The following is a 14,346-nucleotide window of genomic DNA, read 5'->3' on the forward strand; positions in this document are numbered from 1 at the left end:
TTGCGCGGAGTGTTTTACACGGCCTTAGTCTTTATTTAACCACTGGTTGATCGTGTTATACATTTCATCTCGTAGTATTGGTTGAGCAGTTTTGTTAGGGTGTAAGTTATCGTTTTGCATTAGCTCGTTTTTTCCTGCTACTTTAAGTATAAAAAACGGCATTAAATGCGAGTTAGTAGCTTCACTAACACTGGCAAAGCTATCGGTGAACATTTTACTGTACCGAGGGCCATAGTTAGGTGGAATATATATTTCCATAAGTGCGGTTTGCGCATCAGCAGCTTGGCTTTTTTCAATTAAAGCCGTTAAGTTAGTTTGCATTTTTGTGATAGGAAAGCCGCGTAGGCCATCATTAGCACCGAGTTCAATAAGTACATGAGTTGGTTGGTATTGCTCAAGTAGCGCGTCTAATCGGCGCAATGCACCGCCGGTGGTTTCGCCGCTAATACTGGCATTTACTAAGTTGATAGGGCGTTGCTCGGTATCGTATTTATCTTGTAACAATTGCACCCAGCCTTGTTCTTGTTTTAAGCCATAAGCTGCGCTTAAACTATCACCAAGTATTAAAATCGTGTTGTTAGCTGCCGCGTGTAGTGGGTTAATAACTAAAAATAAAATGAATACACAACGTAGGATTGAATGAGTCATATGTCAGCGCTTTCTCAATTAAATATAATTCAAGTAAATGGTTTATCTAAAGTGGTTTCCACCTTTGAAGGTGAGTTGTCCATCCTCAGCGACATCAGCTTTAATGTCAAGCATGGCGAGTCTGTTGCCGTAGTAGGCACGTCGGGCTCTGGTAAGTCTACATTATTGAGCTTGCTAGCAGGGCTTGATACCGCCAGCAGTGGCGAGGTAGTGTTAGATGGCGAGCATTTGCACAAGTTAGATGAAGAAGCGCGTGCAGCCCTTAGAGCTGCTAAAGTCGGGTTTGTATTTCAGTCTTTTATGTTGGTACAAAGTTTAACTGCGCTTGAGAATGTGATGTTACCCGCTGAGCTTGCTGGCGAACATGATGCTAAAGAGCAAGCGCTCGCATTACTTGAAAAAGTTGGCTTGAGCCATCGTACTGATCATTACCCGTCGCAGTTATCTGGTGGTGAGCAACAACGTGTTGCCATTGCTCGTGCATTTGTGGGTTCGCCTAAAATACTGTTTGCCGACGAACCATCAGCTAACCTAGATAGCAAAAATGGCCATATGATTGAGTCGTTATTGTTTGATTTAAATAAGCAAAACGGTACTACGCTTATTTTAGTTACCCACGATGAAGCACTGGCTCAAAAGTGTGAACGTATTATTCAGATTGAAGCCGGTGAGCTGGTACGTAATTCAACTGAGGAAATGGCAAATGTGGGCTAAATTAGCGCTTAAACTATTTTCTCGAGAGTTTCGCCGTGGTGAACTAACCGTTATAAGTGCAGCCATTGCTTTAGCGGTGTTAACGGTGCTTACTTTATCTATGGTGACCGAGCGAATTGCACAAAGTATCGCGCAAAAAAGCAGTGCATTTATAGCAGCAGATAGGGTATTGGCCAGTAACCATGCCATAGATACCGCTTATATTACTCAAGCTGAGCAGCAAAACCTCAAAACAGCTCAAATGGTGTATTTTGACACTATGTTGTTTGCAAACGATGAAATGCAATTTAGCTCGGTAAAGGCTGCATCAAACAGTTACCCGCTTAAAGGTCAGTTAAAAGTTAAGGCGGGCTTAAACGCTGAAACAGAAGTTGCCCCGGGTGCGCCAACCCCAGGTAACGTGTGGCTAAGTGAATCGGTTTTTTACAGTTTAAATATAAACGTAGGCGACCAAGTTGAGCTGGGTGCTGCGTTATTCAATGTGGAAAAGGTGATTGTAGAAGAACCTGATGCGCCGTTTAATGTGTTCTCTAGCAGCCGCAGGGTACTTATTAATATTGACGACGTACCAAAAACTGAAGTAATACAGCCCGGTAGCCGTGTATTTTATCGCCAGTTATATGCAGGTGATGAAAGCGATATCAACAGTTTTTACGATTGGTTAAAACCGCAACTTAAAGAAAACCAAAACTGGTATGGTGTTAAAGACCGTCAATCGCCCATTTCAAATAGCTTAAACAGAGCTGAAAGCTTTTTGTTATTAGCCGGTTTGCTAGGGATTATTTTAGCCGCAGTTGCTATTGCAGTATCGGCTAAACGCTATTGTGAGCGCCAATACGACCCAGTAGCAATGATGAAAACCTTAGGCGGCAGCCGCGATATGATCCGCAAAATTTACCTTATGCACTTATTAATGGTGTGTACCATGGCGGTGGTTGTTGGCTTAGCTATTGGCTATGGCTTGCAAGAAGTGGCTACCGGTTATTTAGCTAAGAGTATGGGCACCGAACTGCCCATGGCAGGCTTTAAACCTTGGCTAGTAGCGATTAGCACCGGGGTTATTTGTGCGGTTATGTTCTCTATTAAGCCATTGTTAGACTTATTTGATATTCCACCGCTTAGAGATACTTCGCCGTAACTTAGGCGATCGCCTTGCGGTAAGTAAAATTCATTTAGGGCTAAGTGCACTCACCGTGTTTTTATTAATGTGGTTATTTAGTAACAATATTAAAATTACCCTTATTTTGTTTGTCTCAACGCTTACGCTTATTTTGGTGTTATTTTTAATTTCTAAGTTAATATTTGGTGGTGGCCGCAAGCTTGGCTTAAAGCCGGGTAACAGCTGGTCGTTAGCTATTGCGTCTATTCAAAAGCGCGCCAATGTTAATGCAGTGCAGTTAATTAGTTTTTCGTTAGCAATAAAATTACTATTATTTTTAATTGTGCTTAAAAACGATATTATTTCTGATTGGCAGTCACAATTGCCAAGTGATGCGCCTAACGCTTTTTTAGTTAATATCACGCAAAATGAACTGGATCCAGTTAATGAATATTTAGCACAAAAGGGCATTCAGGTGTCGGAGTTTTACCCGACTATTCGTGGTCGCGTAAATGCTGTTAACGGTGAAGCGGTTGCGCGTGAAGTGTCACTGCAAGACAACGAGAAAAAAGACGAAGAAGCCCGCTCAGGCATTGGTCGCGAACTTAACTTAACCTGGCTTGATGAAGTTCCTTCACAAAATGACATTATCGATGGTCAGTGGTTTGGCGATGACGCCGTTGCCGAGGCCTCACTTGAAGAGTCGATGATGCAGCGCCTAGATGTGAAAATGGGCGATACCCTCACGTTTTTAATTGGTGCGCAGTCGTTCGACGCTAAAATTACCAGTGTGCGAAAAGTAAATTGGGCCACCCTCAAGCCTAACTTTTTTATTATTTTAAGCCCCGATGTACTTAGCGACTTTCCGGCAACCTATATTTCATCGGTACGCATTGAGCCTGAGCAAAAGCGCGACTTTAGCCAGTTATTACGTACATATCCCACTATTACAGCAATTGATGTAGATAACTTTGTTAAGCAAATACAATCGACTATTGAACAAGTGTCGTTAGCTATTGGTTTTGTACTCGCTATTGTGGTGCTATGTGGTGCACTGGTACTTATATCGCAGGTGCAAGCAAGCTTAGGTGAGCGGATGCAAGAAATTGTGATATTACGTACGCTAGGCGCTAAAGGTCGATTAATAAAAAACGCTACTTTGTATGAGTTTTTATTACTGGGCGGTTTAGCCGGACTAGTCGCTGCATTTTTCAGTGATATAGCACTGTTAATAGTACAGCAGCAAATGTTTGATTTGGCGGGTAAGCTGCATCCAAATATTTGGATTATTGGCCCCGTTGCTGGTGGCGTATTTGTAGCAGGATTAGGCTATTTTATGATTTCCCGTACGCTCAAACAAAACACCCAAGGTTTAGTGCGCGCTTTGGCGTAAACTTTGCGGCCAAATAGCGTTTAAATGCCTACTTTTTAAGTAGGCATTTTTGTTTTAGCTTGGTACTGGTAATTTATACAGTGCTCTGGCATTATTAGCATTATTAATGAATAACAATAATGAGAGTGCTGTTTGGCCATTATTTTAGGGATCGATCCGGGCTCGCGTTTAACGGGTTACGGTGTGGTTGCGCACCAAGGTGCTAAGTTTACTTACTTAGGCAGTGGCTGTATTAAATTAGCCGATCACGACTTTCCCACCCGACTTAAAATGATATACCAAGGTATTACGCAGCTTATAGAGCAGTTTTCGCCGGAAACCTTTGCCATAGAAAAAGTATTTATGGCACATAATCCCGATTCTGCTTTAAAACTTGGTCAAGCTCGTGGTGCTGCGATTGTGGGTGCCTCTATGGCCGACTTACCAGTGTTTGAATACTCTGCACGACAAATAAAGCAAGCCGTGGTGGGTAACGGTGGTGCCGATAAATCGCAAGTACAACATATGGTTAAAAACATACTTAAACTGCCAGGTACGCCGCAAGCCGATGCAGCAGATGCGCTCGCGATTGCGATTTGCCATGCTCACTCTGAACAAAACTTAATTAAACTAGCGGGTAGCGCAAGCAAAACCGTTAGAGGACGTCTAAGGAAATAACAATGATAGGTCGCTTAAACGGCGTGTTAGTTGAAAAACAGCCCCCAGAAATATTATTAGAAGTTAGTGGCGTTGGCTACGAAGTACAAATGCCAATGACCTGTTTTTACGATTTACCCAAAGTGGGCGACAACGCCATTGTGTACACTCACTTTGTAGTACGCGAAGACGCACAGTTATTGTTTGGCTTTAATAATAAAACCGAACGTGCCTTATTTAGAGAGCTGTTAAAAGCCAATGGCGTAGGACCTAAATTGGGTTTAGCTATTTTGTCGGGTATGTCGGCGCAGCAGTTTGTAAGTTGCGTAAATAATGAAGACGCTACCGCTTTGGTTAAATTGCCAGGGGTAGGTAAAAAAACCGCCGAGCGTTTAGTGCTTGAAATGAAAGACCGATTAAAAAATTGGGGCAATGATTTATTTACCCCGTTTAGCGATAGCGCTGTAATAGAGCCTGCGAGTGATGCAACTATAGCCAATAATGCGGCCGATGATGCGGTTTCGGCGTTGGTGGCGCTCGGTTATAAATTGCCACAAGCGCAAAAAGCAGTAAAATCAGTAAGCAAACCCGATATGTCGACTGAGGTTCTAATTAAAGAATCTTTGAAATCAATGCTGTGAGTAAATTATGATCGAAGCTGATCGCTTAATTGATGCTGCTGAAAAAACCAACGAAGACACCATAGATCGTGCTATTAGGCCTAAGTTACTGGCCGACTACCGTGGTCAGCCGCATGTTAAGCAACAAATGGAAATATTTATTGAGGCTGCGCGTAGCCGTAGCGAAGCGTTGGATCATTTATTAATATTTGGTCCGCCAGGCTTAGGTAAAACCACGCTTGCCAATATTGTAGCAAATGAATTAAGCGTAAATATTAAAACGACCTCGGGCCCTGTACTTGAAAAAGCCGGCGATTTAGCTGCGTTGCTTACTAACCTTGAAGAAGGTGATGTACTGTTTATTGATGAAATACATCGCTTGAGCCCGCAAGTAGAAGAAATACTTTACCCTGCAATGGAAGATTATCAGCTCGATATAATGATAGGTGAGGGGCCAGCGGCACGCTCTATTAAGCTTGATTTACCTGCATTTACCTTAATTGGCGCAACCACGCGTGCGGGATCATTAACCTCACCACTGCGTGACCGCTTTGGTATTGTACAACGTTTAGAATTTTATTCTGTGGAAGATTTGTCGCATATTGTTGGGCGCTCAGCGCATTACCTTGATTTAGAAATGTGTGACGATGGTGCGGCAGAAATTGCCAAGCGTTCTCGTGGCACACCGCGTATAGCAAACCGTTTATTGCGTCGTGTGCGCGATTACACCCAAGTTAAATCAGATGGTACGGTTAATGCCGAGGTTGCTCAACAAGCCCTCGATATGATTGATGTTGATAAAAGTGGTTTTGATTACATGGACCGCAAATATTTACTCGCCATTATTGAAAAATTTATGGGTGGCCCTGTTGGTCTTGATAACCTAGCCGCTGCTATAGGCGAAGAAAAAGAAACGATAGAAGATGTGATTGAGCCGTTTTTAATTCAACAAGGGTTTATTCAGCGCACGCCACGCGGACGAATTGTGTCGGATAATGCGTATCACCATTTTGGTTTGTTACCTAAAAAAGATTAAAGATTAATTAGACTCTTTCCAAAGCCATTGTCTTTTTAACGACAGTGGCTTTTTTGTATGAGTAAATATTACGTATTTAACTTTGCCAATAATTCACTGAGCGTTAAGACATATCAGGCTATTGTTCGCCAGCTGTATTAGTGTTTAGGCTGAGTTTAAATAGTTTGCTAAATTGCAGGCAAAAAAAAGCCCGCAAAAAATGCGGGCAAACAACAAGTTTAAGGAAGTAATCTAGGGAACTACGTTTTACTTGTTGAGGTCATACCCCAAGAAGTAAAAAAGTAATACGAAATAAATCATATTACGAGGAACTGGATTCAATGAAATAGCTTTCATTTAATGCGCTAGCTCGGTATGGGAGAATAATACCGAAGAGACACAATTTGTTCAAACTAGAAAATTTATATTTTCAGATAAAAAAAACTAATAACAGTGGTTTTTTGTTTCAGCTTATTGTTGCATGTTAATTAATCATTAATTCTATAAGTTAATGAAATGCTTTGTTTATGTATATTAACATATTAACGTTCGGTATTAGTTTTACTATTACGTTAAGGTAAGCATGTGCTGGTTATGAGTGCTTATGCATTAATTTTGAATAAACAGCGCATTTCTGTCACTCTTTAGTGAAACTAAGCGTGCTTCCATAAAGCTTTGTTGTTATTTATTTATACAGTAGAACAAGAGTTAAGTAGTAAATATTGAGTAAAGCTGTTTTTTTAACGTTTTTTGTTGTCTATTCACAGCAATATCGTTGTCAGCAGTAAATACACTAGATACACTAGCAAAACTTTAATGGTGGCTAATGTATTGCTAAGTTACCTTACTCAAATAAATCAATTTGATGTTTTTAATTATTTAGGAGTTTAACGTGGGATCAGGGCTTAATTTTTTAGATCTAATTCTAGAAGCCAGTTTGCTTGTGCAATTAGTAATGCTAGCGTTGGTTGCTATGTCGGTTATGTCATGGGCTATTATTTTTCAACGTAAAAAAGCCATCTCTGACGCCTTAGCAAATGCCAAAAAATTTGAGCAACGTTTTTGGTCTGGTGTTGACCTAAGTAAACTATATAACGAAATCTCTTCTCGCGGTGGCCAGTCAGCTGGTATTGAGGCGTTATTTACCTCAGGCTTTAAAGAGTTTGCACGTCATAAAAAAAATACCTTTCAAAGTGCGGGCATTGTAATGGAAGGCACACACCGTTCAATGCGGGTTGCGCTTTCTCGCGAAATAGAAAAACTAGAATCAAGCCTATCGTTTTTAGCAACGGTCGGTTCAATTAGCCCTTACATCGGCTTATTTGGTACTGTTTGGGGTATTATGAATGCCTTTATTGCTCTAGGTGAAGTAAAACAAGCAACCTTACAAATGGTTGCTCCTGGTATAGCAGAAGCGTTAATTGCTACAGCAATGGGTTTATTTGCTGCAATTCCTGCTGTTATTGCTTATAACCGATTTGCTAATAAAGTTGAAAAGTTAGAATCTCACTACATTAACTTTATGGAAGAATTTGCCAATATCTTACACCGTCAAGCAGCTACCCAAATAGAGGCTCAAGCGAATGTATCATCGTAAAAAGCGTCGCCCAGTCGCAGAAATTAATGTAGTACCATACATTGATGTAATGTTGGTGCTGCTTATTATATTTATGGCCACCGCGCCGTTAATTACTCATGGTGTAAAAGTAGACCTACCAAAAATGGAAGAGTCGGACTTAGTCGATACCAAGGACACGCCACCCATTATTGCCTCTATTGATGCCGATGGTAAGTATTACGTAAGTGTAGGTACCGATCCTGAAGAGCCAATGGAAGCATTAGATGTAGCCGCAGTAATTAAACTACAACTAATGAAAAACCCGGATGTGCCTGTGATGATAAAAGGCTCGGGTAAAGTGTCGTATCAGGAAGTGTTACTGTTAATGGACTTTTTAAAAAATGCAGGTGTACCGTCGGTAGGGTTAATGACCGAATCCTTTGAGGGGACCAAGTAACTGTATGAGTAGTTCATTAATTAAATCAGTATTGCTGCATTTAGCGTTAGGTGGGTTTTTGTATGCGTCAGCAAACATTCATCCTCCTAAACCTAAAGTAATGGAAGTGACGCTTAATGCGGCTATTCCTGAGCCAGAGAAAGCGGTTTCGGCGGTTACGATTGATCAAAAGCAAGTTGAGCAAAAAATAGCTGAGCTTAAAAAGAAAGAAGATGATAAAAAGCGTGCTGAAGATAAACGTATTCGCGATTTAGAACGCAGAGCAACCGATGCACGTAAACAGCGTGAAGCTGAAGCAAGACGCATTAAAAAGCTTGAACAGCAACGCAGAGCAAAAGAGAAAGAAACCGCACAAGCGCAAGCACAAGCTAAAAAAGCCCGTGAAATAGAACAGCGCGAGCGAGCAAAAGCGAAGCAAGCCGAAAAGCAAAAGCAAGAAGCTGAAAACGCGGCAAAAGCAGCTGCCGATAAACTCAAAGCGGAAGAAGCGGCACTTAAAAAAGCCGAAGAAGAGCGTAAAAAGCGCGCTGAAGAAGCAGAACGTAAACGTCAGCAAGCATTGCAAGAACAAATGCTGCAAGAGCAACTTGCCAAAGAGCAGGCGGCTCGTAATAAAATACGTCAACAGCAAGTAGTCAGTGAAGTTGATAAATTCCGCGCTCTAATTATGGCGCGTATTCAACAAAACTTACTAATTGATGAAAAAATGAAAAACCAGCAATGCCGCATTAATATCCGTCTTGGATTTAATGGGCTAGTAACGCAGGTAAAATCGTTAGGCGGTGATAAGTTAGTGTGTGAGGCTGCATTAAGAGCCGTTCGCATGGCCGACACATTACCAGTATCTAAAGACAAAGACGTATTCGAGAAACTAAAGAATATTAATATAACCATCGCGCCAGAGTTTTAAGGGATGACATGTTTAACAAAATTAAAATAGCCTGTTTAGTTTTAATATTAGGGTTTCAGAGTGTGGCACATGCGGCACTTGAAATTGTTATTACTGAAGGTATAGACGGCGCAAGACCGATTGCGATTGTGCCATTTAAATACCAAGGTATTGGTCCTATTCCACAGCAGCTAAGTGATGTAATTGCTGCCGATTTAATGCGTAGCGGTAAGTTTAAGCCTGTGAGTGTGTCGCAAATGCCGCAACAACCTCACAAAGATGCTGATATTGATTACAGTGCTTGGGTAAATCAAGGTGTAGAGGCCGTGTTGGTTGGTGAAGTAGAGCAGCAAACCAACGGGCGTTATTTAGTGCGTTATGAGCTGGTTGATGTTATTCGCGGCCAAATTACTGGCGGTGAAACACAAATGATGAGCAGCGGTAAGCTGATTCAAAGCCAAGATCATATTTTAGAAGCGCGCCAAAGCGTGATCGGTGAAACCGGCTTTCGCCGTTACTCGCACCGCATCAGTGATGTAATTTATGAAAAACTAACCGGTGAAAAGGGCGCGTTTTTAACTAAAATAGCCTATGTTATTGTTCGTGATACTGATGAAAAGCCTTATCAGTTAGTGGTTGCTGACTACGATGGCTTTAATGAACAAGTGTTATTGCGCTCAAAAGAGCCATTAATGTCGCCAGTATGGTCGCCTGATGGTACTAAATTAGCGTATGTAACGTTCGAAAATCGCCAGAGCCAAATTTTTATTCAAGACATTTATACCGGTAAACGTGAACTGATCACCAGCTATAAAGGAATTAACGGTGCGCCGCAGTTCTCGCCAGACGGTAAAAAGCTACTGTTAGTGCTATCAAAAGATAAAACTGGTGCAACTGAGGTTTACTTATTAGACTTACTAACGCGTAAAGAGACCCGATTAACACGCCATCGTAGTATAGATACCGAACCTTCGTGGTACCCAAATGGTCAAGATATAGTATTTACGTCGGAAAGGGGTGGTAATGCTCAGATTTATAAGTTAAATTTAAAAACTGGCAGATCTCAAAGATTAACCTTTGACGGTGACATGAACCTAGCGGGTTCTATTTCGCCAGACGGGAAAGAATTAGTGATGGTAAACCGTACTAACGGACAGTATCATCTTGCTAAGAAAGAGTTGGCTACAGGTGCGTTCCAAGTTTTAACTCGAACTCGCCTTGATGAATCGCCGAGCATAGCGCCAAATGGCTCGATGATTATATACAGCACGCTCCATAATAATAAACAGGTACTTGCGCTAGTATCGATGGACGGCCGTTTTAAAGCACGCTTACCTGTGCTTGATGGACAAGTGAAGGCACCGGCTTGGTCGCCATATTTACAGTAATAATTGCTGGTTTACTCAAAATAGGAATCTACTCAATGCAACTTAACAAAATACTTAAAGGCCTGCTAATTGCTGTGCCAGTAATGACACTAGCAGCTTGTAGCTCATCTTCAGATATCGATGAAAATGCAGCCAACCAGTCTAACCAAGCAACTGTTGAGCAAACAACAACTGATACAGTTGAAGTAGCAACAATGACGCCAGAGCAACAAGCTGAAGAGCAACTTCGTCAAAAGTACGAAGCGCTTCGTCAAGAGCAAATCATTTACTTTGGTTTTGACACTGCAACGATTCAAGGTCAATACGGCGAGCTACTTCGTGCACACGCTGAGTTTTTAGTTAAAAATCCTTCTGTTAAAGTATTAATCGAAGGCCACGCAGATGAGCGCGGTACGCCAGAGTACAACATTGCACTGGGTGAGCACCGTGGACAAGCAGTTGAAAAATACCTACAAAGTTTAGGTGTTTCTGCAAGCCAAATGTCAGTAGTTAGCTACGGTGAAGAGAAGCCAATGGTTAAATCTCGCACTGAAGAAGCTTTCGCTAAAAACCGCCGTGCGGTACTAGTTTACTAAGATAAGAGATATTATGAAGCCGAAAATTATTTTGGCAGCCATGATATTGAGCGGGAGCACCCAGTTAATGGCTGCTCCCGCTCCTGTTTCAGAAGCTGCAAGTTCACAGTCGAGCATTGAAAAGCGTTTAGAAACGCTTGAAAAGATGATGCAACAGCGTAATTTCTTACAAGTAGAGTTACAGCAACAGCTTAACTTACTGCAAGATGAAGTGAGTCAAATTCGCGGTGTTACCGAAGAGCAAAGCTATAAACTTGAAAAAGTATTGCAGCGCCAGCGCGAGCTTTATCAAGAAATAGAAAACCGTGTTAGCCAAGCATATGCTAAACCAGCTACTCCAGCGCCTACAACAGACTACACGCAACCAGGTAGCGATCAGAGCTACAGCAGTGATTTATCTGAAAACGAAGCGTACGAGCGTGCTGTTGCGCTTATAATGAAAGATAAGCGCTATGACCAAGCTATTCCAGAATTTCAAGCGTTCTTAACAACGTATCCAAATTCAGTGTACACCTCAAACGCACATTATTGGCTTGGGCAATTATTAACGATTAAAAATGACGGTGTAAAAGCAGCCGAACATTTCAAAGTAGTTGTTAACGAATTTCCAAACTCAAATAAGCGCCCAGATGCAATGTTAAAGCTTGGTACACTTTTACAAGAGCAAGGGTTAAAGGCTGAAGCACAAAAAATACTGAATGAGCTAATCAATCAGTACCCAAGTACAACTGCTGCTAAATTAGCCACAGATCGCTTATCAAAGTAAATGTTGATGCTTGATTAGACTGCTTTTTGTCATAAGCGGTCTAAATTTGCTCAACTAGACATAAAAACTTAAAAAAAGAGACAATTTCGGTTGCACTCATTTTATAAATAAGTATTATAAGCGCCCGCAGCAAACGAATGGTAACCCCACTCGAAATGCGGCAAAAAAGCGGGTCATTAGCTCAGTTGGTAGAGCAGTGGACTTTTAATCCATTGGTCGATGGTTCAAGTCCATCATGACCCACCATTCTTTATTGTTAATAAAGTTTGGTCTTTAATCGGCGGATTTACGCAATGTGTTAACAAACACACAGAGCGGGTCATTAGCTCAGTTGGTAGAGCAGTGGACTTTTAATCCATTGGTCGATGGTTCAAGTCCATCATGACCCACCATTCTTTTTAAACTAGAATGGTCTAATCGGCGGATTTACGCGTATTTACTTTTTAAAAGTAAATCAGAGCGGGTCATTAGCTCAGTTGGTAGAGCAGTGGACTTTTAATCCATTGGTCGATGGTTCAAGTCCATCATGACCCACCATTCTTTATTGAATGGCTATAATCGGCGGATTTACGCAGCCTTACTTTTTATAAGTAAATCAGAGCGGGTCATTAGCTCAGTTGGTAGAGCAGTGGACTTTTAATCCATTGGTCGATGGTTCAAGTCCATCATGACCCACCATTCTTTACTGAATGGTTATAATCGGCGGATTTACGCAGCCTTACTTTTTATAAGTAAACCAGAGCGGGTCATTAGCTCAGTTGGTAGAGCAGTGGACTTTTAATCCATTGGTCGATGGTTCAAGTCCATCATGACCCACCATTCTTTATTGAGTGGTTATAATCGGCGGATTTACGCAGCCTTACTTTTTTATAAGTAAACCAGAGCGGGTCATTAGCTCAGTTGGTAGAGCAGTGGACTTTTAATCCATTGGTCGATGGTTCAAGTCCATCATGACCCACCATTCTTTATTGAGTGGTTATAATCGGCGGATTTACGCAGCCTTACTTTTTATAAGTAATCCAGAGCGGGTCATTAGCTCAGTTGGTAGAGCAGTGGACTTTTAATCCATTGGTCGATGGTTCAAGTCCATCATGACCCACCACTTCTGGTACACTTTCTCCGTATAATATATTTCTTAGTATCTCCCTTATTTTTATTTATAAACTGCCTGACTAGATTGCTATTATTTAGCGTTGGTTTCTCGTATAATTTGCGCTATTAATTGCACTGTAAATAAAGTGGTCGAGAACATGAGTTTAGCTCAAACTATTATGCCTGAAGGTTATATTTTCCCTCCTAAGCCGGCACCGTTAACACAAGACGAAAAAGGCGAATATAAAGCGCGTATAAAACAATTACTGCAAGAGAAAAACGCGGTACTTGTTGCTCATTATTACACTGATCCTGAAATTCAAGCACTTGCTGAAGAAACGGGCGGCTGTGTAGCCGACTCACTCGAAATGGCACGTTTTGGCGCTCGCCATGAAGCCGACATGATCATCGTCGCGGGTGTACGTTTTATGGGTGAAACAGCTAAAATTTTAACGCCCAATAAAACTGTGGTGATGCCTACACTTGAAGCGACTTGTTCATTAGATATTGGTTGCCCTGTGGATGAGTTTTCAGCGTTTTGTGATCAACACCCAGACCGTAAAGTGGTGGTATATGCTAATACATCTACCGCGGTTAAAGCGCGTGCTGATTGGATAGTTACCTCATCGTGTGCACTTGAAATAGTAGAGCACTTAGATGAGCAAGGCGAAAAAATCATTTGGGGCCCAGATAAACATTTAGGCAGTTATATTCAAAAGAATACTGGCGCTGATATGATCATGTGGAACGGCGCATGTATTGTACATGATGAGTTTAAAACCAAAGCGCTAAAAGACTTTAAAGTCTTGCATCCAGATGCGGGCGTATTGGTGCATCCAGAATCACCAGCTGAAATTGTTGAACTCGCTGATGCTGTTGGCTCTACTAGCCAGCTTATTAAAGCAGCGCAAACTATGCCTAATAAAAAGTTTATCGTGGCGACCGATCGCGGTATTTTTTATAAAATGCAGCAACTATGTCCAGATAAAGAGTTTTTTGAAGCGCCAACGGCTGGTAGCGGCGCTACATGTAAAACTTGCGCTCACTGCCCTTGGATGGCAATGAACGGCTTACAAGCGATTGAGGAAGCACTGATTGATGCCAGCGGTAAAGAAGTGTTTGTTGATATGGATTTGCGTGAAGGCGCGCTTAAATCATTAAATCGCATGCTAGACTTTACAGCTAACATGGCAAAGTAATAAAACGCACTATTAATAAAAAGGTTACTGAGGCTCAGTAACCTTTTTTTGTGCCTAAAAGAGTTATAGTGATTGATACTAAACATGCTGATGTAATTGGTATGATTATTAAGCAGTTAAAAGCGTGATGTTAAAAAGGCCTTGCACCAAGCAAGTGTATTTCATACTATAGCGCGCTGTTGCAATGCAACACTGTGGAGAGATGGCTGAGTGGCTGAAGGCGCACGCCTGGAAAGTGTGTTTAGGTTAATCCCTAACGAGGGTTCGAATCCCTCTCTCTCCACCATTATTCTATAT

The 14,346-nt window shown here is 41.6% G+C and carries 12 protein-coding genes, 8 tRNA genes and 1 pseudogene; 20 read left to right on the top strand and 1 reads right to left on the bottom strand.

Annotated elements, in window-relative coordinates:
- Positions 1-24: 24 nt before the first annotated feature.
- Positions 25-648: an arylesterase gene (locus AB8618_RS05505; protein WP_413401656.1), complete on the bottom strand. Its 624-nt coding sequence runs from the start codon at positions 646-648 to the stop codon at positions 25-27.
- Between AB8618_RS05505 and AB8618_RS05510 the strand changes: the two genes are divergently transcribed.
- The 20 genes and pseudogenes from AB8618_RS05510 to AB8618_RS05605 all read left to right on the top strand — a co-directional run bounded on the left by AB8618_RS05510 (position 649) and on the right by AB8618_RS05605 (position 14,335).
- Positions 649-1,362, top strand: coding sequence for an ABC transporter ATP-binding protein (locus tag AB8618_RS05510; protein ID WP_413402832.1), 714 nt, complete (start codon positions 649-651; stop codon positions 1,360-1,362).
- Positions 1,352-3,854, top strand: a pseudogene (locus tag AB8618_RS05515) (ABC transporter permease). Before AB8618_RS05510 ends, AB8618_RS05515 begins: the two are co-directional and overlap by 11 nt.
- Positions 3,855-3,986: 132 nt before the next feature.
- A complete protein-coding gene (ruvC, locus tag AB8618_RS05520) occupies positions 3,987-4,511 on the top strand; it encodes a crossover junction endodeoxyribonuclease RuvC (protein WP_008114131.1) in 525 nt (174 codons plus the stop codon).
- Positions 4,512-4,513: 2 nt separating this feature from the next.
- Complete coding sequence (gene ruvA / locus AB8618_RS05525) at positions 4,514-5,131, top strand: Holliday junction branch migration protein RuvA (RefSeq protein ID WP_008114133.1); 618 nt, start codon at positions 4,514-4,516, stop codon at positions 5,129-5,131.
- A 7-nt stretch (positions 5,132-5,138) separates the two neighbouring features.
- Positions 5,139-6,146: a Holliday junction branch migration DNA helicase RuvB gene (gene ruvB / locus AB8618_RS05530; protein ID WP_413401661.1), complete on the top strand. Its 1,008-nt coding sequence runs from the start codon at positions 5,139-5,141 to the stop codon at positions 6,144-6,146.
- Positions 6,147-7,017: 871 nt separating this feature from the next.
- A complete protein-coding gene (gene tolQ, locus AB8618_RS05535; RefSeq protein WP_010392797.1) occupies positions 7,018-7,722 on the top strand; it encodes a protein TolQ in 705 nt (234 codons plus the stop codon).
- A complete protein-coding gene (tolR, locus tag AB8618_RS05540) occupies positions 7,709-8,140 on the top strand; it encodes a protein TolR (protein ID WP_010392795.1) in 432 nt (143 codons plus the stop codon). Before tolQ ends, tolR begins: the two co-directional genes overlap by 14 nt.
- Before the next feature lie 4 nt (positions 8,141-8,144).
- Positions 8,145-9,050: a cell envelope integrity protein TolA gene (gene tolA / locus AB8618_RS05545; RefSeq protein ID WP_413401663.1), complete on the top strand. Its 906-nt coding sequence runs from the start codon at positions 8,145-8,147 to the stop codon at positions 9,048-9,050.
- Positions 9,051-9,058: 8 nt separating this feature from the next.
- Positions 9,059-10,417 (top strand): Tol-Pal system beta propeller repeat protein TolB, encoded by a 1,359-nt coding sequence (tolB, locus tag AB8618_RS05550; protein ID WP_413401665.1) that lies wholly within the window; start codon positions 9,059-9,061, stop codon positions 10,415-10,417.
- A gap of 35 nt (positions 10,418-10,452) precedes the next feature.
- Positions 10,453-10,992, top strand: a complete 540-nt coding sequence (gene pal, locus AB8618_RS05555) for a peptidoglycan-associated lipoprotein Pal (RefSeq protein ID WP_138608874.1) — start codon at positions 10,453-10,455, stop codon at positions 10,990-10,992.
- 13 nt (positions 10,993-11,005) lie between these two features.
- Entirely contained in the window at positions 11,006-11,758 is a 753-nt protein-coding gene (gene ybgF, locus AB8618_RS05560; RefSeq protein ID WP_138608876.1) for a tol-pal system protein YbgF, read from the top strand.
- A 170-nt stretch (positions 11,759-11,928) separates the two neighbouring features.
- Positions 11,929-12,004: transfer RNA gene (locus AB8618_RS05565), tRNA-Lys, on the top strand.
- Between the two features lie 70 nt (positions 12,005-12,074).
- Positions 12,075-12,150: transfer RNA gene (locus AB8618_RS05570), tRNA-Lys, on the top strand.
- Positions 12,151-12,219: 69 nt separating this feature from the next.
- Positions 12,220-12,295: transfer RNA gene (locus AB8618_RS05575), tRNA-Lys, on the top strand.
- Positions 12,296-12,360: 65 nt separating this feature from the next.
- Positions 12,361-12,436 (top strand) — tRNA-Lys (locus tag AB8618_RS05580).
- Positions 12,437-12,501: 65 nt separating this feature from the next.
- Positions 12,502-12,577, top strand: a tRNA-Lys gene (locus AB8618_RS05585).
- A gap of 66 nt (positions 12,578-12,643) precedes the next feature.
- Positions 12,644-12,719: transfer RNA gene (locus tag AB8618_RS05590), tRNA-Lys, on the top strand.
- A 65-nt stretch (positions 12,720-12,784) separates the two neighbouring features.
- Positions 12,785-12,860: transfer RNA gene (locus AB8618_RS05595), tRNA-Lys, on the top strand.
- A 148-nt stretch (positions 12,861-13,008) separates the two neighbouring features.
- Positions 13,009-14,049, top strand: coding sequence for a quinolinate synthase NadA (gene nadA, locus AB8618_RS05600; protein ID WP_008466811.1), 1,041 nt, complete (start codon positions 13,009-13,011; stop codon positions 14,047-14,049).
- 196 nt (positions 14,050-14,245) lie between these two features.
- Positions 14,246-14,335, top strand: a tRNA-Ser gene (locus AB8618_RS05605).
- The last annotated feature ends 11 nt before the right edge of the window (positions 14,336-14,346 follow it).

This window comes from Pseudoalteromonas sp. RW-H-Ap-1 (assembly GCF_048318575.1).
GTDB lineage: Bacteria > Pseudomonadota > Gammaproteobacteria > Enterobacterales > Alteromonadaceae > Pseudoalteromonas.

Bases quoted from the DNA above. Each gene is read 5' to 3' on its own strand.
- AB8618_RS05505 (WP_413401656.1), bottom strand. From the start codon at position 648: ATGACTCATTCAATCCTACGTTGTGTATTCATTTTATTTTTAGTTATT.
- AB8618_RS05510 (WP_413402832.1), top strand. From the start codon at position 649: ATGTCAGCGCTTTCTCAATTAAATATAATTCAAGTAAATGGTTTATCT.
- ruvA (WP_008114133.1), top strand. From the start codon at position 4,514: ATGATAGGTCGCTTAAACGGCGTGTTAGTTGAAAAACAGCCCCCAGAA.
- ruvB (WP_413401661.1), top strand. From the start codon at position 5,139: ATGATCGAAGCTGATCGCTTAATTGATGCTGCTGAAAAAACCAACGAA.
- tolR (WP_010392795.1), top strand. From the start codon at position 7,709: ATGTATCATCGTAAAAAGCGTCGCCCAGTCGCAGAAATTAATGTAGTA.
- tolA (WP_413401663.1), top strand. From the start codon at position 8,145: ATGAGTAGTTCATTAATTAAATCAGTATTGCTGCATTTAGCGTTAGGT.
- tolB (WP_413401665.1), top strand. From the start codon at position 9,059: ATGTTTAACAAAATTAAAATAGCCTGTTTAGTTTTAATATTAGGGTTT.
- pal (WP_138608874.1), top strand. From the start codon at position 10,453: ATGCAACTTAACAAAATACTTAAAGGCCTGCTAATTGCTGTGCCAGTA.
- ybgF (WP_138608876.1), top strand. From the start codon at position 11,006: ATGAAGCCGAAAATTATTTTGGCAGCCATGATATTGAGCGGGAGCACC.
- nadA (WP_008466811.1), top strand. From the start codon at position 13,009: ATGAGTTTAGCTCAAACTATTATGCCTGAAGGTTATATTTTCCCTCCT.